Annotated in this window: 25 protein-coding genes; 9 read left to right on the forward strand and 16 right to left on the reverse strand. The window is 66.7% G+C overall.

Translation table 11 applies throughout. The annotated features are described in order from the left end of the window. Positions 1-27: 27 nt before the first annotated feature. A complete protein-coding gene (guaB, locus tag ACNQVK_RS29545; RefSeq protein ID WP_418032360.1) occupies positions 28-1,569 on the reverse strand; it encodes an IMP dehydrogenase in 1,542 nt (513 codons plus the stop codon). 147 nt (positions 1,570-1,716) lie between these two features. Between guaB and ACNQVK_RS29550 the strand changes: the two genes are divergently transcribed. Then, on the forward strand, positions 1,717-2,121 hold the full coding sequence (locus ACNQVK_RS29550) for a DUF5319 domain-containing protein (protein ID WP_003882245.1): 405 nt from the start codon (positions 1,717-1,719) through the stop codon (positions 2,119-2,121). Here the strand turns inward: ACNQVK_RS29550 and ACNQVK_RS29555 are convergent. The 3 genes from ACNQVK_RS29555 to ACNQVK_RS29565 form a co-directional block, all read right to left on the reverse strand. Further along, on the reverse strand, positions 2,112-3,299 hold the full coding sequence (locus tag ACNQVK_RS29555) for an anti-sigma-D factor RsdA (RefSeq protein ID WP_418032361.1): 1,188 nt from the start codon (positions 3,297-3,299) through the stop codon (positions 2,112-2,114). The two genes, ACNQVK_RS29550 and ACNQVK_RS29555, sit on opposite strands and share 10 nt — an antisense overlap. After that, positions 3,292-3,870, reverse strand: a complete 579-nt coding sequence (locus ACNQVK_RS29560) for a sigma-70 family RNA polymerase sigma factor (protein WP_044516367.1) — start codon at positions 3,868-3,870, stop codon at positions 3,292-3,294. The genes ACNQVK_RS29555 and ACNQVK_RS29560 overlap by 8 nt, the downstream gene beginning before the upstream one ends. A gap of 99 nt (positions 3,871-3,969) precedes the next feature. Continuing rightward, a complete protein-coding gene (locus tag ACNQVK_RS29565; protein ID WP_418032362.1) occupies positions 3,970-4,767 on the reverse strand; it encodes a hypothetical protein in 798 nt (265 codons plus the stop codon). Positions 4,768-5,203: 436 nt separating this feature from the next. On the opposite strand from ACNQVK_RS29565, the gene ACNQVK_RS29570 reads away from it, so the two are divergent. Continuing rightward, positions 5,204-5,494 (forward strand): WhiB family transcriptional regulator, encoded by a 291-nt coding sequence (locus ACNQVK_RS29570; RefSeq protein WP_029107049.1) that lies wholly within the window; start codon positions 5,204-5,206, stop codon positions 5,492-5,494. Between the two features lie 74 nt (positions 5,495-5,568). Here the strand turns inward: ACNQVK_RS29570 and ACNQVK_RS29575 are convergent, their stop codons facing one another. Further along, positions 5,569-5,931, reverse strand: coding sequence for a DoxX family protein (locus ACNQVK_RS29575; RefSeq protein ID WP_418032363.1), 363 nt, complete (start codon positions 5,929-5,931; stop codon positions 5,569-5,571). A gap of 215 nt (positions 5,932-6,146) precedes the next feature. On the opposite strand from ACNQVK_RS29575, the gene ACNQVK_RS29580 reads away from it, so the two are divergent. Both ACNQVK_RS29580 and ACNQVK_RS29585 read left to right on the forward strand, forming a co-directional pair. Continuing rightward, complete coding sequence (locus ACNQVK_RS29580) at positions 6,147-6,572, forward strand: OsmC family protein (protein ID WP_044516363.1); 426 nt, start codon at positions 6,147-6,149, stop codon at positions 6,570-6,572. 68 nt (positions 6,573-6,640) lie between these two features. Then, on the forward strand, positions 6,641-7,048 hold the full coding sequence (locus ACNQVK_RS29585) for a nitroreductase family deazaflavin-dependent oxidoreductase (protein WP_044516362.1): 408 nt from the start codon (positions 6,641-6,643) through the stop codon (positions 7,046-7,048). A 15-nt stretch (positions 7,049-7,063) separates the two neighbouring features. Here the strand turns inward: ACNQVK_RS29585 and ACNQVK_RS29590 are convergent, their stop codons facing one another. Genes ACNQVK_RS29590 through ACNQVK_RS29600 form a run of 3 tightly spaced genes read right to left on the reverse strand, consistent with a single transcriptional unit; the run spans position 7,064 to position 8,004 of the window. After that, positions 7,064-7,231, reverse strand: coding sequence for a hypothetical protein (locus ACNQVK_RS29590; protein ID WP_418032364.1), 168 nt, complete (start codon positions 7,229-7,231; stop codon positions 7,064-7,066). Further along, the gene (locus tag ACNQVK_RS29595) at positions 7,225-7,422 is read right to left on the reverse strand and encodes a hypothetical protein (protein WP_418032365.1); all 198 of its coding nucleotides are present in this window, start codon (positions 7,420-7,422) and stop codon (positions 7,225-7,227) included. The genes ACNQVK_RS29590 and ACNQVK_RS29595 overlap by 7 nt, the downstream gene beginning before the upstream one ends. Positions 7,423-7,455: 33 nt before the next feature. Beyond that, positions 7,456-8,004, reverse strand: a complete 549-nt coding sequence (locus ACNQVK_RS29600; RefSeq protein WP_418032366.1) for a TetR/AcrR family transcriptional regulator — start codon at positions 8,002-8,004, stop codon at positions 7,456-7,458. A 132-nt stretch (positions 8,005-8,136) separates the two neighbouring features. On the opposite strand from ACNQVK_RS29600, the gene ACNQVK_RS29605 reads away from it, so the two are divergent. Further along, a complete protein-coding gene (locus ACNQVK_RS29605; protein ID WP_418032367.1) occupies positions 8,137-8,541 on the forward strand; it encodes a hypothetical protein in 405 nt (134 codons plus the stop codon). A gap of 18 nt (positions 8,542-8,559) precedes the next feature. On the opposite strand, the gene ACNQVK_RS29610 is transcribed toward ACNQVK_RS29605, so the two are convergent. Next, positions 8,560-9,342: an enoyl-CoA hydratase gene (locus ACNQVK_RS29610; RefSeq protein WP_418032368.1), complete on the reverse strand. Its 783-nt coding sequence runs from the start codon at positions 9,340-9,342 to the stop codon at positions 8,560-8,562. Continuing rightward, on the reverse strand, positions 9,339-10,373 hold the full coding sequence (locus tag ACNQVK_RS29615) for a zinc-binding dehydrogenase (RefSeq protein ID WP_418032369.1): 1,035 nt from the start codon (positions 10,371-10,373) through the stop codon (positions 9,339-9,341). Before ACNQVK_RS29615 ends, ACNQVK_RS29610 begins: the two co-directional genes overlap by 4 nt. Before the next feature lie 257 nt (positions 10,374-10,630). Between ACNQVK_RS29615 and ACNQVK_RS29620 the strand changes: the two genes are divergently transcribed. Further along, positions 10,631-12,082 (forward strand): amidase, encoded by a 1,452-nt coding sequence (locus ACNQVK_RS29620; RefSeq protein ID WP_418032370.1) that lies wholly within the window; start codon positions 10,631-10,633, stop codon positions 12,080-12,082. 3 nt (positions 12,083-12,085) lie between these two features. On the opposite strand, the gene ACNQVK_RS29625 is transcribed toward ACNQVK_RS29620, so the two are convergent. Both ACNQVK_RS29625 and ACNQVK_RS29630 read right to left on the reverse strand, forming a co-directional pair. Continuing rightward, positions 12,086-12,673, reverse strand: a complete 588-nt coding sequence (locus ACNQVK_RS29625) for an HD domain-containing protein (protein WP_418032371.1) — start codon at positions 12,671-12,673, stop codon at positions 12,086-12,088. Continuing rightward, a complete protein-coding gene (locus ACNQVK_RS29630; protein ID WP_418032372.1) occupies positions 12,673-14,130 on the reverse strand; it encodes an FAD-binding protein in 1,458 nt (485 codons plus the stop codon). The genes ACNQVK_RS29625 and ACNQVK_RS29630 overlap by 1 nt, the downstream gene beginning before the upstream one ends. A gap of 154 nt (positions 14,131-14,284) precedes the next feature. Between ACNQVK_RS29630 and ACNQVK_RS29635 the strand changes: the two genes are divergently transcribed. Continuing rightward, entirely contained in the window at positions 14,285-14,950 is a 666-nt protein-coding gene (locus ACNQVK_RS29635) for a DUF6891 domain-containing protein (RefSeq protein ID WP_418032373.1), read from the forward strand. Positions 14,951-15,206: 256 nt separating this feature from the next. On the opposite strand, the gene ACNQVK_RS29640 is transcribed toward ACNQVK_RS29635, so the two are convergent. Beyond that, positions 15,207-15,332: a hypothetical protein gene (locus ACNQVK_RS29640; protein WP_418032374.1), complete on the reverse strand. Its 126-nt coding sequence runs from the start codon at positions 15,330-15,332 to the stop codon at positions 15,207-15,209. Between the two features lie 60 nt (positions 15,333-15,392). Beyond that, a complete protein-coding gene (locus ACNQVK_RS29645; RefSeq protein WP_418032375.1) occupies positions 15,393-15,782 on the reverse strand; it encodes a hypothetical protein in 390 nt (129 codons plus the stop codon). 43 nt (positions 15,783-15,825) lie between these two features. Here ACNQVK_RS29645 and ACNQVK_RS29650 point away from each other — a divergent pair, with 43 nt between their 5' ends. Continuing rightward, the gene (locus ACNQVK_RS29650; RefSeq protein ID WP_418032376.1) at positions 15,826-16,494 is read left to right on the forward strand and encodes a hypothetical protein; all 669 of its coding nucleotides are present in this window, start codon (positions 15,826-15,828) and stop codon (positions 16,492-16,494) included. A gap of 152 nt (positions 16,495-16,646) precedes the next feature. After that, entirely contained in the window at positions 16,647-17,159 is a 513-nt protein-coding gene (locus tag ACNQVK_RS29655; protein ID WP_418032377.1) for a hypothetical protein, read from the forward strand. Between the two features lie 5 nt (positions 17,160-17,164). Here ACNQVK_RS29655 and ACNQVK_RS29660 read toward each other — a convergent pair whose 3' ends face one another. Together ACNQVK_RS29660 and ACNQVK_RS29665 are read right to left on the reverse strand one after the other, a co-directional pair. Beyond that, entirely contained in the window at positions 17,165-17,644 is a 480-nt protein-coding gene (locus ACNQVK_RS29660) for an SRPBCC family protein (RefSeq protein WP_418032378.1), read from the reverse strand. 121 nt (positions 17,645-17,765) lie between these two features. Beyond that, positions 17,766-19,262: an adenylate/guanylate cyclase domain-containing protein gene (locus ACNQVK_RS29665; protein ID WP_418032379.1), complete on the reverse strand. Its 1,497-nt coding sequence runs from the start codon at positions 19,260-19,262 to the stop codon at positions 17,766-17,768. Between the last annotated feature and the right edge of the window lie 90 nt (positions 19,263-19,352).

Raw genomic sequence — 19,352 nt, forward strand, 5'->3', positions numbered from 1 at the left:
CTGCTCTTAGTCTCCTGCCCCACCGAATCAGCGGGTGTAGTAGTTGGGGGCCTCGACAGTCATGGTGATGTCGTGCGGGTGGCTTTCCTTCAACCCGGCCGCCGTGATCTGGACGAACTGCGCCTGCTGCAGCTGCTCGATGGTGCCCGAGCCGGTGTAGCCCATGGCTGCCCGCAACCCGCCGGTCAGCTGATGGATCACCGAACCCAGCGGACCGCGGAACGGCACGCGGCCTTCGATGCCCTCCGGCACCAACTTGTCCTCGGAGAGCACGTCGTCCTGGAAGTAGCGGTCCTTCGAATAGGACTTGCCACCGCCGCGTCCCTGCATGGCGCCCAGTGAGCCCATGCCGCGGTAACTCTTGAACTGCTTGCCGTTGACGAAGATCAGGTCACCGGGCGACTCGGCAGTGCCGGCCAGCAGCGATCCCAGCATGGCCGTCGATGCGCCGGCGGCCAGCGCCTTGGCGATATCGCCGGAGTACTGCAGACCGCCGTCGGCGATCACCGGCACTCCGTAGGGCTTGCAGGCCGCGACGGCTTCCAGGATGGCGGTGATCTGCGGGGCGCCGACACCGGCGACGACGCGGGTCGTGCAGATCGAGCCGGGGCCGACACCGACCTTGACCGCATCGGCACCGGCCTGCACCAGCGCGGCCGCAGCGGCGCGGGTCGCGACGTTTCCGCCGATCACCTCGACGCGTTCGCCCACGGTGTTCTTCACCCGCGCCACCATGTCGAGCACACCCCGGTTGTGCGCGTGGGCGGTGTCGACGACCAGCACGTCGACGCCCGCATCGACCAGCGTCATGGCCCGGGCCCACGCGTCGTCGCCGACGCCGACCGCGGCGCCGACCAGCAGCCGGCCGTCGCTGTCCTTGGTCGACAGCGGGAACTGTTCGGTCTTGACGAAGTCCTTGACGGTGATCAGGCCGGTCAGCTTGCCGTGACCATCCACGATCGGCAGCTTCTCGATCTTGTGCCGGCGCAGCAGACCCAACGCAGCCTCGGCGGACACGCCTTCCTGCGCGGTGATCAGCGGCACCTTGGTCATCACCTCGGCGACGGGCTTGTTCTCGTCCACCTCGAAGCGCATGTCGCGGTTGGTGATGATCCCCACGAGCGAGCCGGCGTCGTCGACGACCGGCAGACCGGAGATCCGGAATCGGGCGCACATCGCGTCGACCTCGGCCAGGGTGTTGCTCGGCGAGCAGGTGACCGGGTCGGTGACCATGCCGGCCTCCGACCGCTTCACCGTCTCCACCTGGGCGGCCTGTTCAGCCGCCGGAAGGTTGCGGTGTAGCACCCCCATGCCACCTGCGCGGGCCATCGCGATGGCCATCCGAGATTCGGTCACGGTGTCCATCGCGGAGCTGACCATCGGCACCCGCAGACGGATGTTGCGGGTCAGCTGGCTCGAGGTGTCAGCGGTGGCGGGGACCACATCGGAGGCCGCAGGCAGCAACAACACATCATCAAAGGTGAGACCGAGCATTGCGATCTTGGTGGGGTCATCACCGCCGGTCGGCACCGGTACGGCGATGGGAACGCTGCTTTCAGCGATCGACATGGGTGGGGCCTCCAGTGGCAGGCGTGGGGCGTGTAACCCGATTCTATCGGCTCCGTTATTGACAATGATGTTGCCGCTTCGTTGCACATCACGGCACACATCGGGACGGCTGGCGCGATACCTGTACGGCTGCGTAGTGTGGGACTCGTGCGTGACCACCTCCCCCCTGGTTTGCCGCCCGATCCGTTTGCCGACGATCCCTGCGATCCGTCGGCTGCGCTGGACGCGATCGAGCCGGGCCAGCCTCTGGACCCCCAGGAACGGACGGCTGTCGAGGCTGATCTCGCCGATCTAGCGGTGTACGAAGCATTGTTGGCGCACAAAGGAATTCGTGGCCTCGTCGTGTGCTGCGACGAATGCCAGCAGGACCACTACCACGACTGGGACATGCTGCGGGCCAACCTGCTGCAGCTGCTTGTCGACGGCACCGTGCGCCCGCACGAGCCGGCCTACGACCCCGAGCCCGACGCCTACGTGACATGGGACTACTGCCGCGGCTACGCCGACGCTTCCCTCAACGAGGCCACCTCGGACACCGACGGCTACCGCTGACCGCCGCCTAGCCCCGGCAACAGGGGCACCTCGATCACCGGCGCTGCCGGACCCTCACCCCCACGCCCGTTCGACGGGCCCTCGTGACCTGCGCCACTGCCCGTCTCGACGGGCGCAGCCTGCGTTGTGCGTACCGGTGGTGCCGACGGCACAGACGTGGGCTCCACCGCCGGTGCCACGGTCGTGGTGACCACCGGCGGTTCGGCCGCCGGAGCGGCCGAGGTGGTCGGCGCCGACGTCGTGTGCGTCGCCGACGGCTGTGAGGCCGGGGACGACGGCGTTGTCGCCGGGGCCGTCGAGCTCGTCGGCTCGGCACTGCTCGACGGCGCAGGCGTGGCCGACGAGGACGACGGCGTCGACGGCGCAGTGGTCGTCGGTTGCGACGTCGAGGTATCCGACGGCGTGGATGTCGCGGACGGGTTGGACGTCTCCGAGCCCGGTGTGGTCTCCGTCGGCGAGGTCGAAGGCCCGGTCGTCGGGGTGGACGTAGGGGTCTCCCCGGACGGGCTCTCGGACGGCGACGACGGCGTCACCGTCACCGTCACCTCGGGCAACACGACCGGCGGCGCATCGGGCGGCACGGTCGCGTTCGGGTCGCGGTTCTCGACCTTCACCGACAGCTGCTGCCACTGGTCGACGAGTTCCTGCTTGCGCTGCTCGTCGCCGACGGTGGCGACGGTCGTGGTGAGGACCTGCAGCTTCTGCTGCGCCTGCTCCCACTGTCCTTCGTCGATCAACTGCTGCACTTGTTTGAGCTCACTGGACGCCAATTCGACGCCCACGTCGCGCGTCACCGGCGCCGATCCGAAGACCAGCCCGCGCACCCCGTAGAGCGGGTCACCCGGGCCGGAGCCGTACACAGCCGCACCGAACCCGCCCAGGCACAACACCGCGGCGGCCATCGAACCCACCAACGCCATCGGGAAGCGCACCCGCCCCTTCCCGGTGGCCTTGTCGAGCGCCGCCACGGCCTCGCGGGGCGTGGCGATACCCGACATCGGGGTGCGCCGTGCGTCGTCACGCCACCCGGCCAGCAGGACGGCCAGTTCGGCCTCTTCCCGGTCGGTGGCATAGACCTGATGCTCGAGGGACAGCGCCTCGATGAATTTCTCGGACCGGTTGATCTCGTTGAGGGACGGATCACCACCGTTTGAGGTCCAGCGGCCGAAGTCAGGCATGGTCGCGCCCCGTCGCCATGATCTCGTTCTTGAGCCGCGCCAGGGCACGGTGCTGCGCGACGCGCACCGCGCCGGCGGTGCTGCCGACCGCCTCGGCGGTCTCCTCGGCACTCATGCCGACCACGACACGCAGGATCAGGATCTCGCGCTGTTTTTCGGGCAGCACGGACAGCAGCCTGGCCATCCGTGCAGAGGATTCGGTGTCGAGCGCGGACTGCTCTGGCCCCGCGTCAAGGGAGAACCGCTCGGGCACCACATCCGTGGGCTCGGCACGATTCCTGGCCGCCGCGCGATGCGCGTCAGCAACCTTGTGCGCAGCGATGCCGTAGACAAAGGCCAGGAACGGGCGTCCCTGATCCTTGTACCGCGGCAGCGCCGTTATGGCGGCCAAGCAAACCTCCTGCGCAACGTCATCAGCTGAGAGACCACTGCGCTCGGTCGCCCCCACCCTCGCACGGACATACCGAACGACGATCGGCCGAATGATCTCCAGCACTTCCGAGAGCGCGTTCCGATCACCTGCCACTGCCTCAGCAACGACAATGTCGAGACGGTCTCCCGAACTTGTCATCGTGGGCGATCTCTCCAGCGTTACGTTGCACCGACACTCGCGGCGATTGGCTCAGCTAAACAATAACGATCGGGATGTGGTGACCGTGCCGTGGCGGTTCTAGGCGCCGGCCCACACCCCGCCTCTGCGACGCACTGTATCGGCGCTGAGGTCACGGATCCGGCTTATTTGTGCAGCATCGTGCGCGGCGCTCCCGATGTCGGCAAGTACGCAGGCTAATGCCCAGCGCAGCGGGACCAAGCCGGCTTTCTCGGTGGCCGCCAGTGCAGCGTCGGCGACCTCCCGGGCAGCGTCGTACTCACCGGCGCTACACAGCGCCGCGGCCAGCACGACATCTGACTTGACGGCGTGGCGCGTCGAGCTGTGACCGGCTGCAGCCGCGACTCCGCGTCGGGCATGTTCGACCGCCTCGGCACCGTCGCCCCGGACCATCGCCAGTTCGGCGCTCACCCACGACAGCCGGATCCGCCGGCGCGAATCGGCGGGGGTGTCGATGGCGCGCGCCCGGTCGAGCAGTCGGGCCGAGACGCCGAACCGGCCCATCCCGAGGGCATCGGCGGCCAGGCCGACGAGCGCGTCGGCGGCGGCCTCGTCATCGTCGCCGCAGCGCGCCCAGGCCCGACCGTCGGCGCCACGCGCACGCGCATGACCGCCCAGCTGGCGAAGGAACGAGGCGCGGGTGCTGTACGCCAGCGACACCAACGCACCAGACTCCTGGCACCGCAGAATCTCGGAGAGCTCGGCGAGCGCGCAGGCGTAACGCCCCTGCCCGCCGGCGGCGACGGCCCGCAGCCAGCGTTCGTGCGGGGTGGTCGCCACGGGCAGCGGCCACCGGCCGGGGTCAGCCCCGAAGGCGGCGTCAGCCAGGGCCGTAGCGGCCGCTGCGAGTGCATTCATCGGTTCGCGACGCTATCAATACCGAGGGCATTGCAACCCCTCCGGGCAACCCGGTACCGCCGGATACGGGAAATTCACTTTGCTCCGCGATCATTAGTTAACAATTGATGGCTTGAATGTTAATGGCATGTCAACTAACTATCGCCTGCCCGGAATTGCGTCCGCCGCCGCGATGTGCCCGAACAGGGGAAACCCGAAGACCCAGGCCAGATCCTTAACACTCATGTCTCAGTCAAGGCTTCACAACGATGAACGTGATGTAAATTCTCGACCTGCGGTTATGCCCTTTAGCACACCGGCAGGCTATTGACGCGCTTTATTCAGTCCCCCTAGTTTGTGTGCACGAGCGGTCATCGGCGACATGAGCTCAGTTCGGTTCCACCGACTCAAACCCGCCCGCGTTGGCGAAATGGGCGAGCAGAGAGGGGTTTTCCATATGCCGCAGCCGCAGCAGCTTCCCGGACCCAATGCGGATATCTGGGATTGGCAAATGCAGGGACTTTGCCGTGGTGTCGATTCGTCGATGTTCTTCCACCCTGATGGTGAACGCGGACGGGCCCGGGCCCAGCGTGAGGTGCGCGCCAAGGAGATGTGCCGCAGCTGCCCGGTGATCACCCAGTGCCGTTCACACGCGCTGGCCGTCGGTGAGCCGTACGGCATCTGGGGCGGCCTGAGCGAGTCGGAGCGCGAGCTCTTGCTCAAGCGGGGCATCCGCCGCAGCGCCTGACCTACACAGCAAACTTCATACGCCGAGCTGAAAAGGGCTCCATCCCGCGAGGGATGGAGCCCTTTTCAGTTGGCTCAGCCCGCGACAAAGGCTCCCAGTGACAGCACCGCGAGCACGAGGAACGCAGCAGGGAAAGCAATGTTGTAGAACACCTGCGCGCGAACGTGCGTGATGACGGCACCGATGAAGAATGCGATCAGTCCGATCGCGGCGGCGATGCCGAACGGGGGGAACCCGAACAGGCCCACGAGCAGCCCGACGGCACCCGCGCCCTTGAGCAACCCGAGCATTGGCACCCAGGTCCGCGGAACGCCGACCTCCGCAGAGTTGGCCAGCACGGAGCGGGCCCCGACAAGGTCTCCGAAAGCCGCCGCCGCATTGGCCGCGATGGTGATCGCGACGATCAGTGTCGCGATCATGCCGAGTTGTAGGGTCATGGTCGTCGCCTCCATTGTTCGGTCGCCAAGGATTTCAAGGGGTTCACCTTGTTGACGCTTGCCACACGTGAAACGTGACACCGCGCCGGCAGGTCAGCTGAAGTCCCCACTGCGCCTTGATATCCGTGACGGGCGGAATTCGGCGAAATCGCGTACCGGTACCCACACTCGGGGCACGATCCGTTCCTGAGTCATTTCACGGCGAAGGAGACTGCATGACCACCGACGTAACCGTGGCGGAGACCGGCGCGGGAACCTACACCCAGCAGATCACTGCCGGGCGCCACCAGCTCATTGCCGACGAACCCCTTCCCGTGGGAGATGATGCCGGCCCCAATCCCTATGACCTCGTGCTGGCCGGCTTGGGCGCATGTACGTCGATGACCGTGCGGATGTACGCCAACCGCAAGGGCTGGCCGCTTGAGCAGGTACGAGTGATATTGCGGCACTCACGCATTCACGCGAAAGACTGTGCCGACTGCGAGACCACCAAGGGCATGCTCGACCACATCGATCGTGAGATCGAGTTGATCGGCGAGCTCGACGACAGTCAACGAGAACGACTGATGGACATCGCCGAACGCTGTCCCGTGCATCAGACGCTGACCTCGTCGGTCCACATCACCACGACCGAGCGGTGAATCGACCGGTTCCCGCGATTTCGTGATCTGCGTCCACCGTCGCGTTGCCCAGGCGTAGGAAGGAAGCCATGGCAGACAACTGGAATGACAACATCATCGCCGAGTTCCGCGCCAACGGCGGCAAGGTCGGAGGACCGTTCGAAGGCGCGACGCTGCTCCTGCTGCACACCACCGGCGCCAAGAGCGGCAAGGAGCGGGTCAACCCCGTGATGGCGTTCGACCTCGACGGAAAGCTCGCCATCGTCGGGTCTTACGCGGGAGCGGACGTCGACCCCGCATGGTTGCACAACCTGCGCGCACATCCCGATGCCCACATCGAGATCGGCACCGACGCCTACGACGTGCACGCGCGGGAGATGCCGCTGGCCGAGCGCGACGCCGCCTATCCGCGCATCGTCGAGAAGGCCCCGGGATTCGGCGAGTACCAGACCAAGACCGACCGCGTCATCCCGGTCATCGAGCTCCAACGCCGCTGAGCGCTGCCGACACCGTCAGCTGACCGCCGTCTGCGACCAGGCCGCCACTGGCAGGGTCAGATAGACACCGATCTGAAAACCCGCACCGATTGCGGTTTGCGCGGCGGCCAGTATGGCGTCGGCAGCGGCCTGCCGGTCCTCAGCCCGGTCCGTAAAGAACTTCGACTTGACCTCGATCAGCACATCGAGGTCGAACCGGTCGAACGGCCGGCGTCGTAGAACCGGATCAGCACGTCCCCGGGCTGGAGGTTGCCGTCATAGGGTTCGTCGCCGCATGCGACGGCGATCGAGACCGCCGCCGCTAGCACTTCCGCCAGCTGCGACCGCGTGGCATCGGTGACCCGGGCCCCGCAGGTGACATCGATCAACGGCACTGCTTCAACCTCCGGTCTACTTGGTAGAACAGGCTATTTTCCAGCCCGCACGGCGGGCCAGAAAAGCTTGAACAAGCGCTCCTCCCAACCGTCTTCGATGTCACCGATACGGGCGTGCTCGGCGATGTACGCACCGACCACCCCGTCTATCAGCGTCTCGGCATCGACGTCCGCACGGATCGAACCATCGGCTTTGCCGTCGTCGATCACGGCGGCCAGGGCCGCGCGCTGGTCGATCAGGATTCGCCGGAACAGTGCGGCGAATTCGGGATCATCCTCGGTGAGCAATGCCGCGAGCCCGCCGAGACCGATGCCGTCCTCGACCGTTTCGATCGCGTGGGTGATGAGCCACCGGAGCCGATCCGAAGCGCTCGCACGGGGATCGAGTGGGTCCGGCGAGGCGAGTCGCGACAGCGCGCCGGCCAACATGTCGCGCCGATTGGGATGCCGTCGGTAGATCGTCGTCTTCGCGATTCCCGAGTGCGCAGCAACAGCTTCGACCGTCACCGCCCGAGGACCTCCTGAGCGCAACAGATACAGAGTCGACTCAGCGATGCCGTCTTCGACCCGCCCCTGCGCCATGGGTCCCCTCCCCGGTCTGTCCGTCAGTCGACGGGAATATCTCGGGCCCGCCATGCGCTACGCTATACGTAGCAATCGATACGCTACGCGTAGCGTAGTCATCGTAGGTTCGAGTTCTCGTGAGGTGATCACATGTTGAAAGGTGCCGACCGTATTCCGGTTCCCAACATCGCGTACGTTCTGCTGCTCGTCGGATTCGTGTCGCTCGGGCTGTTCGTCACGGCCCTGGCATTGGGCAGCGGTCTGGCGCCCGTCGCCGGCATTGCGCTGATCGTGTGCCTGGGCGGCGCCGTGGCGGGTTTCCGCACCGGCGCCCGCAGACTGGCCCAAGCCCGGCAACCCGATGCCCCCGCCAACAACGTGAGCATCTTCTCCACGCCGCTGCGCCGGGATGAAGCGGATCGGTATCTGCGGAACTACCGCGGTGTCGGCGACGTCCGCGCCACCGCGGACCGGGCAATGGCCGTCGTTCACGACGACGAGCCGACGGCCGTCGAAGTGTCGTCAGCGCAGGCCGGCCACCGCCGCGCCGCCTGACGAGCGGCAGCCCGGCCGCTACTTCGGCGCCACCGACCAGGCCGGCGGGCGCTTGTCGATGAAGGCCTGCACTCCTTCGAGCGCGCTCGGATCCATCATGTTGCAGGCCATCGTCGCGCCCGCGTCGGCGTAGGCAGACTCGATGTCGACGTCGATCTGCCGGTAGAACAACGCCTTTCCCATCGCGACCGCGACGCGGGGCTTCGCCACGATGCTCGCGATCACGGCCTCCACCTCGTCGTCGAGGGCGGCCGCGGTCACCACCCGGTTGACCAGCCCCAACACCCGGGCCTGCTCGGCAGATACGAATTCGCCGGTCACGAGCATCTCGAAGGCGGCCTTGCGGGGCACGTTGCGCGACAGCGCCACTCCCGGTGTCGCGCAGAACAACCCGACGTTGACACCGCTGACCGCGAAGCGCGCGTCGTCACTCGCCACGGCGAGATCGCACATCGCGACGAGTTGGCAGCCCGCCGCCGTCGCGAGGCCTTGGACCCGTGCGATCACCGGCACCGGCAGCCGCTGAATCGACAGCATCACCGCGGTGCATTGGGCGAACAACCGCTGGTAGTACTCCAAGGACGGCTCAGCCCGCATTTCTTTGAGGTCATGCCCGGCGCAGAACGCCTTGCCGGAGGCCCCGAGCACCACGGCGCGCACCGTGTCGTCCTGAGCCAGCGCATCGAAAGCGTCACCGAGCGCGGCCAACATCGCCTCGGACAATGCGTTGAAGGCCTGCGGGCGGTTCAATGTCAGCGTGACGACGCCACGATCGTCGCGATCTTCGAGCAGCAGCGTCATGGCTCGATCAACACCTTGAGGGCCTCGCGGTCGGCCATCGCGCGGTAGCCGTCGGGGGTTTCGTCGAGACCGATGGTGCGGTCGAACACCCGCCCCGGTTCGATGGTGCCGTCGAGAACGTCGGGCATGAGTTCCTCGATGTAGGCGCGGGCCGGCGCGACGCCACCGGTGAGAGTGACGTTGCGGAAGAATGTCCCGAAACCCATTGGCACCTCGGTGTATTGAGATACCCCGAGCCGACTGACGCGACCACCGGCACGGACCGCGTCGAGAGCAGTGGCCACCGAGGGCTCGGTCCCGACGCATTCGATCACCGCGTGGGTACCGTCACCGCCGGTCAGTTCACGGATCTTCGCCACGGCTTCGTCGCCGCGTTCGGCGACGACGTCGGTGGCGCCGAACTCACGCCCCAGGTCGGTCCGGACGGTGTGGCGACCATTCAGGATGATCTGCTCGGCGCCCAACCGCTTGGCGGCCAGCACCGCGCACAGTCCCACCGCGCCGTCACCGATGACCGTCACCGACGATCCCGGCCCCACCCCGGCGGTGACTACGCCGTGATGACCGGTACAGAACACGTCCGACAGGGTCAGCAGCGACGGCATGAGCGCCGAATCCGCTGCCACCGGCAGCTTCACCAACGTGCCCTGTGCCTGGGGAACGCGCACGGCCTCGCCCTGGCCGGCATCGACGCCGGGGGCACCCCACCCGCCACCGTGGCGGCACGACGTCTGCAGCCCCTCCTTGCAGAAGTCACACGTGTTGTCCGCCCAGACGAAGGGGGCCACCACCAGATCACCGCGCCGGAATCCGGACACATCCGCGCCGACGTCCTCCACGATGCCGATGAACTCATGCCCCATCCGGCGGCCACCGTCCTTGTGCGGCATCGACTGATACGGCCACAGGTCGCTGCCGCAGATGCAGGCACTGGTGACCCGCACGACGGCGTCAGTCTGTTCCTTCACGATGGCGTCGGGCACGTTCTCGACGCGCACGTCGCCGGCCCCATACATCACGGTTGCTCGCATGCTCGGTTCCTTCATTCGTTCGGGTGGCAGTCAGACCCAACGCCTCGAGGCTAGGCCGGTGGGCGTGGTCTCGGGGACCGAAAGGGGGCGCGCGGTGATAGTGCCCTGGCACGGCGGTTCAGAATATTTGTTCTGCGAGCCAGGTGCCGTCGCTCTCAGCCGAGGCACCGGTGGTCGACCGCGCCTACCTCACGCATTCTTCCGTTGCGGGAAGCGGGATTTTATGGCTTCGACAGTGGCTGGTTAGCGTCGGATTCATGGAGTGGAACTTTCGGTCGGCCGGAGAGCTGGCAGTCGCGCTGCGTGCTGGTGAGGTGTCCTCGGCAGAACTGACCGAGGCGGCGATCGCTGGGATCGAGCGGAATGACGGCGCGATCAACGCCATCTGCGTGCCCGACTTCGAGCGCGCGCGGGAGGCTGCGCGGCGGGCCGACCATGCGCGTGCCCGGGGTGAGGATCGACCACTGCTCGGTATTCCGTTGACGGTCAAGGAGTCCTACAACATCGCCGGGCTGCCAACGACCTGGGGTATGCCGCAGTTCCGGGATTTCTTGCCGGCCGAGGACGCGGTACAGGTGTCGCGGCTGAAGTCTGCCGGCGCGGTGGTGCTCGGTAAGACCAACGTGCCGTTCGGGCTGCAAGATGTGCAGAGCTTCAACGAGATCCACGGCACCACGAACAATCCGTGGGATCACAGTCGGACGTCGGGCGGATCTTCGGGCGGATCGGCGGCCGCACTGGCGTCCGGATTCGGCGTGCTGTCCATCGGCTCCGACCTCGCCGGGTCGCTGCGCACCCCCGCGCATTTCTGCGGCGTCTACGCGCACAAGCCAACACTCGGGCTGACAGCGATGCGCGGGATGACCCCGCCGCCCGCGCCCGCCTTGCCGACCGACGCCGACCTCGCTGTCGTCGGTCCGATGGCGCGCACTGCCCGCGACCTCACCCTGCTGCTCGACGTGATGGCCGGACCGGACCCGCTGACGCTCGGTGTGGCGCACACGATGACGCTGCCGCCCCCGCGCCACGAGGGACTCGGCGGCTTCCGGGTCCTGATCCTCGAGGAGCATCCGTTCATCGCGACCGGTGCCGCGGTGCGCGCCGCCATAAACCGGGTGGCCGACGCCCTTGCCTCCAGCGGCGTCCGCGTCGAACGACACAGTCCGCTGCTCCCCGATCTCGCCGAAGCCGCAGCGCTGTATACCCAATTGCTGTTTTCCGGCTCCACGGCACGATTCCCCGTCGACTCCTATGAGCAACTGCGGACCCGCGCCGCCGGCCTCCGTCCCGAGGACCAGAGCCTCGACGCGGCACGGCTGCGCGGGATGGTGCTGAGCCACCGCGACTGGATCGAACTGAACAACCGACGCGAGATGCACCGGCAGGGCTGGCGACAACTGTTCGGCGAATTCGACGCCGTCGTCTGTCCGATCACACCGACTCCCGCGTTCCCCCACGACCACAATCCGGATCTGTTGGCACGTCGGCTCGACATCGACGGCACCGACTACCCATATTTCGACCAGCTCGTCTGGGCCGGTCTGGCCACGATGCCCGGCCTGCCCGCCACCGCCATCCCAGCGGTGCGGTCCGCCGAGGGACTGCCGGTGGGTGTGCAGATCATCGGTCCGATGTTCGAGGACCGCACGCCTCTGCGGCTGGCCGAACTGCTCGAACAGCAGATCGGCGGCTTCCAGGCACCGGTGTAGGACCTAGGTGTCCAGCGGATTGGCCCTGATGCGTTCGGCACCGTTGTTGGCCACCGACGCGGCCGCGGCACCACCCGGTTTGCGCCTCGCCTGATCCTCGAAGCATGTGATGAACTCGGCGCCGAACCCCTGCCGGGGATAGCGAGCCAGTGTCTCGGCCCTCACTGCGGCGGGAAACTCCTCTGGCCGTCGTCCGACGACGTCCCAGGCCGTGGCCACCTGCAAGAGGTGTGACTCGGGATCGGCGGCCGCCGAAACGTCGTCGCGCATGTGCAGCACGATGATCTCCGTCGCCCGGGCCGACCGGTCGGCGGGCCATCCGGCCGCCACCCCGAAGACCCAGGCCAGATCCCCACCCGCCTCCTCGAACGACACCCGGTGACTGTCGAACGGGTCGGTCAGACCGATGTCGTGCAGCAATGCCGAGACGTAGTAGAGCTCGTCGTCGAAGGCGATGCCGTGTGCCGCTGCGTACGTCGCGCCCCACAGGTACGAACGGATGCAGTGATTGAGCAACGCGGGCGAGTAGAAGCGCGTTGCCACTGCAAGGGCCGCTGTAGCCGCCGGTGTCTGCGGAGCCGTCTCGTCCATCAGAAATTCAGGCCCGAGAACATGATCCGGCCCGGGTCATACTTCTGCCGGGTGGCGGCCAGCCGGGAGAGGTTGGCGCCGAAATATCGTGATGCCGGCTGGTTCGCCTCGAGATAGTTGACGTAACCGCCCACCGAATAGGGCGCGACCGCTTGGTGGGCGGTGTTGAGCCATTGGGACGCTGCCGCCGGAGAGCCGGAGGTCTCGACGTACCACTGCACCAGTGCGGACTGTCGCCGCCACGGAAACGCGGTGTCCCCCGGGCCCACTGTGGCGAGCGCGCCATCGAGCGCATGCATGATCACCAATGGGCGGCCGGCTCCGCTGGGAAAAGCGTTGAACGCCGCGGCGATCCCCTGCGCGGCGGCCGGGGTGATCGACTGGAAGACGTCGGATCCGCCGACATAACCCAGCGGCGACGGGTTGAGGTTGTTGACGGCCAGGTACTGCACCAGGTCCAGGTAGTTGAACGTGTGTTTGTCCACCCCGGTCGGTTGCTGCCCGACCGCTTTGACGACGTTGGCCGCGACGGCGTCACCCGATCCGGCCAGGCAGGTCGCAAGGATGCGGCAGTGCGCGCCTCCCGGATCGGTGACGGTGTCGGCCAGTGCCCAGGTGCTGCGGTCGGCGGTACGCAGCCAGGCCTGCCAGCCGACCAGAACCTGCGCGAAAGACTCCAGCGGGAAGTTGAGGCTCACGGCATCCACATCGCTGGTCGGGAAGGTGGCGAAGGTCAGCGCCGTCGTCACTCCGAAGTTGCCACCGCCCCCGCCGCGCAACGCCCAGAACAGGTCAGGGTTCTCCTTGGCCGAGGCGGTGACGGCCCCGCCACCGGGTAGCACCACCGTCGCCGACACCAGTTGATCGGACATCAGGCCCGCATGGCGCGACTGAGCGCCCAACCCGCCTCCCAGGGCATGGCCGGCCGCGCCGACCGACGGACAGGTACCTGTCGGGATTCCCCGGCCGGCTCCCGCGAGAACCTGGTGGATCGCATACAAACCGGTCGCAGGGGCCACCGTGACATACCCGGTACCGGCGTCGTAGTTGATGTCGCCGGGCAACTGGCGCAGGTCGAGGACCATGGTGCCGTTCGCCGTCGACGCGCCCACATACGAGTGCCCGCCGCCGCGTGGAGCGACTTTGAGATTGTTGTTGGCCGCGAAGGCCATTGCCCTCTGCACATCGGCCACCGAACTCGGGGCGACGACCGCCGCGGGTGCCAGGCCGTTGAAGTTGGTGTTGAAAACCGCCTTGGCCGAGGCGAATTGCCCACCGCTGTCCGGCAGTATCACCTGCCCCCTGATGGCGGCGGCCAGATCACCCCAGCCGGAGGCCCTGGGATCGGCACTGGCCCGGGTCGATCCGAACACCGTTCCGACGGCCAATGCCCCGGCGGCGCCCCGCAGGAACGTCTGACGTGAGATCCCACGCGGCGACTCCCGCGGTTCCGTCATGTCCGCATTGTGAGCCACTCAACGTCAAAAACCCCCGCGTAGCAGGGCGTGTCGCGCCGGGAGTCGCACAACCGATACGTCACCGCCCGACGCTACGATCGCCACCGCCGGGCGAATTCTCCCCGGTTCCGACAGCACACCTGGAGGCCAGCGCGTGAGCGCATCGTCGAACCCGAACGTGATCCCCGCCTACGCCACGCTCCCCGACCTCCCGTTGGGCGACGAAGACCGCGCCACACTCGCCTCCGAGATCTGGGGCATGCTGGTCACCGGCAACGACGACGTCGAGGAGTTCCTCGAGATCTACGCCGAGGACTACGAACTCACCGAAGAGCAGCTCACCACCGCCTTCGCCGCATTGCGCGAGGCGAGACTGCGCCAACAGGCCGAGATCGGCGACTACCAGTCGCGGACCCGCGCGGCGTTCGACGAGTTGAACGCCAACGGCGTGATCGCCCGCGCCGACTTCTCCTGCTGCGGAACCTGCGCCTCCGCAGAGATCGGCGACGAGCGCGACGACAGCCGGCACTGGAGCGGCTTCATCTACTTCCACAGTCAGGACACCGACCGCCTGGTCGAGGACGGCAGCACCTACGTCGGCTATGGCGCGTTCGAGCCGGAAAACTTCGACGAGACGGCATACAACCAGCTCAGCGATGAGGCGAAGGAGGACCTGTACTTCAGCGACGTCGCCCGGATGCTCGACGAGACCGTGTTCCCCATCGTGCGGCGCCACGGTATCGAGCCGGAGTGGAACCGCGACCTGGGGACGCGAGTGCTGCTCACCAACGCCGACTGGTACGCGCCGATCGAGAGCTGAGGGTGTAACCACCCTTTTTCGTTATTGACAGGGTTCTCGATTCGGCTCCAAAATTGAGCACTACTGTTAGCTACGTCACACTTGATCTCCGCTGCAGTGGCCAAACGAATGACGTCCGCTGCAAGGAGACCGCGATTCCCACACGTTTTCACCTGCTCACGGGTGCGTGCCTGGTGGCTGCCGGACTCGTGATCAGCAGTGTGAGCGGTGCGGTCCCTCTGGTCCACGCCGACGGCGATTCTTCGTCAGATGCGAATCAGGGCACCAGCAACTCGGACAGCGCCAGCGATACCGCCTCATCCACGAACAGCAGCGCGTCGACCTCCTCGAACACGACCAGCAGCGCGTTGACCTCGTCGAACACCACCGATGCGCCACACACGACAACCAGCACCTCTGGTACCGGCCAGAGCGATGATCGGCCCCATTCGACCGTCTCCGCTCAAACGAACACCGGGGTCAGCGGGACCACCTCAGAGTCCACGTCGAGTTCATCCGACGACTCGAGTGCCACGAAATCCGAGCCGTCGACGCTGACCGGGACACTGGGAAGTCCCGTTGATTCGACCGACCTGCAAATCCCGACCACCTTGAATCTGGACCCCGTAGTGGTCGATCTCCCAGCACCGTCGGCCTCCGGGGCCGCCCAGACAGAGTCCGAGTCGACGTCCGGCTCGGACACCGTCGAAAATTCACCACCCGCAGCTGCCCAGAGCACGACCGAACCCACGTCGCACGTCGAGAGCGACAGCACCACCTCGAACTCGGCGACGACCCCGGATGCCACGTCGAGCGCTGCCCCGGCGAATGCCCCCGACACCGTGGCCGCCACGGACGCTGCGCCTGCCGCAGACCCGGCGGCAACATCGGCCTTGGTGTCAGAACAGCCGGTTACACAGGCCACGACACCCGAGGTCCGGCATGTCATCGTCTACCTCTTGAGGATGCTGGTCTCGTCAACGGTCGACGCCGTCGTCCAACTGGCGACACAGATCTGCGACATGTTCAACCTCTCGTGGGCTACGCCCGCTGCCGGCGCCGTGCCGCGACTGACCGCACTTTCGTACAACTCGATCGTCACTCTCCTGAAGAAGATCCTGGCGTTTTCGTCGCCGACGAAGGTCGGATCGCCCTCTCCCGCAGATGCCCTGGCGGCGGACTTCAGCCTCGACAAGATCATCAGCTCGTTGACCTCGATGCTGCAGGGGGCGGCCCCGGTGCTCGCCGACGCGTGGCGTCCCTTCAGTGCGAAGGCCACGCCGACCCAGAAAGCGGTCACCGCCCTCGTGGCCATGTCGCTGTGGGCGCTGATCTCCGCGGCGTTGCCCGGGCTCGGCGGTCTGTTCGCCGTGGGGGCGACGGGCGTGCGCATCGGTTACCGTCAGGCGAAAGCGGGAATCACCTTGCGCACGACGGAATTGGCACGTTTCGCCAAGTCTGGACCGATCGGGACGGTGCGTGCGGGCTCGCTGGTGTCCGTTCACTCGCGCACCGCGGTTGCCGACCACACTCCAGCGCGCCGGCACCTGCGACTGGTGTCCTGATCCCCGATCTTTGGCGGACGTACCGTCGCCGCGCACCGTCACTGAGCTGCGGCTTTACCCGGGCGGGCGGATTCGGGTAACTCCTGCGGGGTACGAACCGAAATACAGTTCAGTGGATCGACCCACGCGAAAGCTCGAGGAGGGATACCGGGATGCCGAACAATTGCCGCCGTGCGATGACCGCCATCGGTGCCGCCACGGCTGCGCTCGTCGCGCCGGCAATCCTGAATGTCGCGCCGGCCCACGGGGATCCGCTGCCCGGCTTCTGCGTACCGTCCAGCGTCGTCGACAACGTGTGCACAGCGCGCCTGACATCGGTGACCGCCGATGTCGTCGACGGCACGATCACCGGGACACCGGATGGTGGCGGGGCTGCTGTCACCCTTGCCGGGCCGGCAGACGCGTACCTGAAGTCGGCGGGATTCGGAGACACACCGCCGGACCCGGTTCAACGCTGGGACGCCGAGATCGACAACGTCAGCAACCTCGACACCTCCCCCGCCGACCCCAACTGGTACGGCAATGCGAAGGCCAAGGTGTTCCTACCCAGGACGCTGAATGAGCTGGCCACCAAGTTTCCGCCCGGCAGCCTCCTCGTCCGGTTCACACCCGACGACTCCCGGCCCGACGCGTTCCGGCTGGTGTCGATTCAGCCGACGCGCTAGCCGGACTACGCCCGGCCCAGTGCCAGCTCGGCGAGATGCTTGAGCGAGTTGTCCAGGTGCTGCCGGTCGAACGGCGGGAACTCGATGTGTTCGCGAGTGGCCGCCGGCACCGCCGACCAGTCGTACGTCAGGGTGACCTCTGTCCGGTCCTCGCCGACCGGCTTGAGGTCGTAGCGCCAGATCCAGCCGCCGAAGTCGAGGTGCGCGTCGTCAGCGCCTTGGCCAGGCAGCCACGCGATCGCACGCGGGGGCTCGAATACCTCGACCCGGTTGGCCATCTCGTAGTGCATGCCCCCGTAGTTGTCGTGGTACATCGCCATCCGGAAGACCTGGCCGGCGTCGGTCAGCTGCTTGCCATCGAGTGACTCCCGCACCCAGCCGGTGCCGTCGATCGCCTGATGGGTGGTCGGGTCGGCCAGCACCGCGAACACGGTCTCGGCCGGCGCGTTGATGGTGCATGCGGTGCTCATGGTGTCCTCAGTCATACCCGTACCGACCGAGCGCGGCGCACAAACTCATCGAGCCCGCGCATAGACCGTCGAGCCTGTGCTCAGATCGGCTTTTCGCCGAAAATTGCGATCTCACCGCAGACTCGGCGCGGTGGGATTACGGGTTGAGCCCGAAAATCTTCACGGCAGCCGACTTGCCTTTCAGTTCGTGCAGCCCCCGGTCGGTGAGTCCGGTCGGGGGCGCATCCAAGGCGTCGACGGTCGGCTGGGTCAGCAGGATCGAATCACCCGTCGTCTTGGTGAGCTGTTCGACGCGGGCCGCCACATTGACGGTGTCACCGATCAAGGTGAACTCAAGCTTGCCTCCGCCGCCGATGGTGCCCGCGATCACCACACCGGTGTTGATGCCGATGCCGATTCGCAGTGCCCCTTCGAAGCGTTCGGCAACCAGTCGCTGCATCAGCATGGCGGCGCTCACCGCCGCATCGGCATGGTGCTCAAGAGCATTCGGTGCCCCGAACACGGCCAAAGCACCGTCGCCGAGGAACTTGTTCACATGCCCACCGGCGTCGACCACGGCGGGCACCACGATCTCGAACAGCGCGTTGAGCCGGGCGACGGTGTCTTCGGCGGTGTTCGCCTCGGCGAACGGCGTGAAGTCACGGATGTCGACGAACAAGACCGTCACCTCGCGGCGCTCGCCGGTGAACACGTCGTCGCCCTGTTCGAGCAGCCGCGCCGCCAAAGCCGGATCGACATACGTCCCAAACGCGGCCTGAAGCCGTTGCCGCTCAGCCAAACCCGCTTGCATACGGTTGAACGAAGCCGACAGCGCACCCAGGTCGTCGTCCTGGACCACCGGCAGGCGCTGGCTGTAGTCACCGACCGCAACACGCTCAGTCCCCTGTGCGAGGTCGCGAATAGGTCGCAAGAACGGTGCGGTCACCACGACTGCGAGTTGCCCTGAGACGAGCGCCAATACGCCCCCGATCACGACGGAGACGACGGGATCCTCGCGGGCACGATCGATCATGGCTGCCAGGATCGCGCCCGACGTGGCGAACACGAACGCCACCGCGAGCATGGACATCTCGGACCACCTGGCAAAAGTCGGGCGGGAGCGCGGCAGCGAGTCACCAATACCGGTGTCGCCGGCCACGGCAGCCCTTACCGGGCGCATCGCTCCCTCGACGAAACTGTGCATGTTGATCACCCCGACGGCGGCGCCGTATGCGGCACCGAGAACGCCGTACTGGACCAGCCGCCAGCCGCTCGCCCCGGCGATGCCACCGACAACGACGCCGAGCATCGGTGCCCACATCACATCGGTCACGAGCGTTCGGATAGTTGTCCTCCGCGCGTAGGTGAAGGTGGCGCCGAGCGTCGTCAGCCGATCGACCTCGCCGCCCGCAGCCCAGTTTTCAATCAGGCGCAACGCCTTCGAGCCCGGAAGGACCAGCACGTAGACCCGTACCAGCACGGCGACAGCGGTGACGATGACTGCGTCGATGAAGCGACCGGACCGTTGGAAAGCGACGATCGTCAACGAGTAGCCGAGGTAGATGATCAGCCCTGGCGGGTAGATGAGGGCGCAGATCGCCCAGGAGTACGTCGGCCCGTACCGATCCCACACCCGCTGAAAGATCCGGTCCATGCCGCGAGGCTAGACCGCCATACCGGTTGAACTGCGGTTATCGGCGCAGATCTCGCGGGTATGCGCATAGATCATCGAGAGTGCACGCAG

The organism is Mycobacterium sp. 134 (assembly GCF_048282715.1).
GTDB classification, from domain to species: domain Bacteria; phylum Actinomycetota; class Actinomycetes; order Mycobacteriales; family Mycobacteriaceae; genus Mycobacterium; species Mycobacterium septicum.

What these genes read in the sequence shown, in the direction of transcription:
- ACNQVK_RS29575 (WP_418032363.1), bottom strand. Translation starts at nt 5,931, where the DNA reads ATGACCCTACAACTCGGCATGATCGCGACACTGATCGTCGCGATCACC.
- ACNQVK_RS29600 (WP_418032366.1), bottom strand. Translation starts at nt 8,004, where the DNA reads ATGGCGCAGGGGCGGGTCGAAGACGGCATCGCTGAGTCGACTCTGTAT.
- ACNQVK_RS29610 (WP_418032368.1), bottom strand. Translation starts at nt 9,342, where the DNA reads ATGACGCTGCTGCTCGAAGATCGCGACGATCGTGGCGTCGTCACGCTG.
- ACNQVK_RS29625 (WP_418032371.1), bottom strand. Translation starts at nt 12,673, where the DNA reads ATGGACGAGACGGCTCCGCAGACACCGGCGGCTACAGCGGCCCTTGCA.
- ACNQVK_RS29630 (WP_418032372.1), bottom strand. Translation starts at nt 14,130, where the DNA reads ATGACGGAACCGCGGGAGTCGCCGCGTGGGATCTCACGTCAGACGTTC.
- ACNQVK_RS29565 (WP_418032362.1), bottom strand. Translation starts at nt 4,767, where the DNA reads ATGAATGCACTCGCAGCGGCCGCTACGGCCCTGGCTGACGCCGCCTTC.
- ACNQVK_RS29560 (WP_044516367.1), bottom strand. Translation starts at nt 3,870, where the DNA reads ATGACAAGTTCGGGAGACCGTCTCGACATTGTCGTTGCTGAGGCAGTG.
- ACNQVK_RS29580 (WP_044516363.1), top strand. Translation starts at nt 6,147, where the DNA reads ATGACCACCGACGTAACCGTGGCGGAGACCGGCGCGGGAACCTACACC.
- guaB (WP_418032360.1), bottom strand. Translation starts at nt 1,569, where the DNA reads ATGTCGATCGCTGAAAGCAGCGTTCCCATCGCCGTACCGGTGCCGACC.
- ACNQVK_RS29570 (WP_029107049.1), top strand. Translation starts at nt 5,204, where the DNA reads ATGCCGCAGCCGCAGCAGCTTCCCGGACCCAATGCGGATATCTGGGAT.
- ACNQVK_RS29620 (WP_418032370.1), top strand. Translation starts at nt 10,631, where the DNA reads ATGGAGTGGAACTTTCGGTCGGCCGGAGAGCTGGCAGTCGCGCTGCGT.
- ACNQVK_RS29655 (WP_418032377.1), top strand. Translation starts at nt 16,647, where the DNA reads ATGCCGAACAATTGCCGCCGTGCGATGACCGCCATCGGTGCCGCCACG.
- ACNQVK_RS29585 (WP_044516362.1), top strand. Translation starts at nt 6,641, where the DNA reads ATGGCAGACAACTGGAATGACAACATCATCGCCGAGTTCCGCGCCAAC.
- ACNQVK_RS29605 (WP_418032367.1), top strand. Translation starts at nt 8,137, where the DNA reads ATGTTGAAAGGTGCCGACCGTATTCCGGTTCCCAACATCGCGTACGTT.
- ACNQVK_RS29665 (WP_418032379.1), bottom strand. Translation starts at nt 19,262, where the DNA reads ATGGACCGGATCTTTCAGCGGGTGTGGGATCGGTACGGGCCGACGTAC.
- ACNQVK_RS29555 (WP_418032361.1), bottom strand. Translation starts at nt 3,299, where the DNA reads ATGCCTGACTTCGGCCGCTGGACCTCAAACGGTGGTGATCCGTCCCTC.
- ACNQVK_RS29660 (WP_418032378.1), bottom strand. Translation starts at nt 17,644, where the DNA reads ATGACTGAGGACACCATGAGCACCGCATGCACCATCAACGCGCCGGCC.
- ACNQVK_RS29615 (WP_418032369.1), bottom strand. Translation starts at nt 10,373, where the DNA reads ATGCGAGCAACCGTGATGTATGGGGCCGGCGACGTGCGCGTCGAGAAC.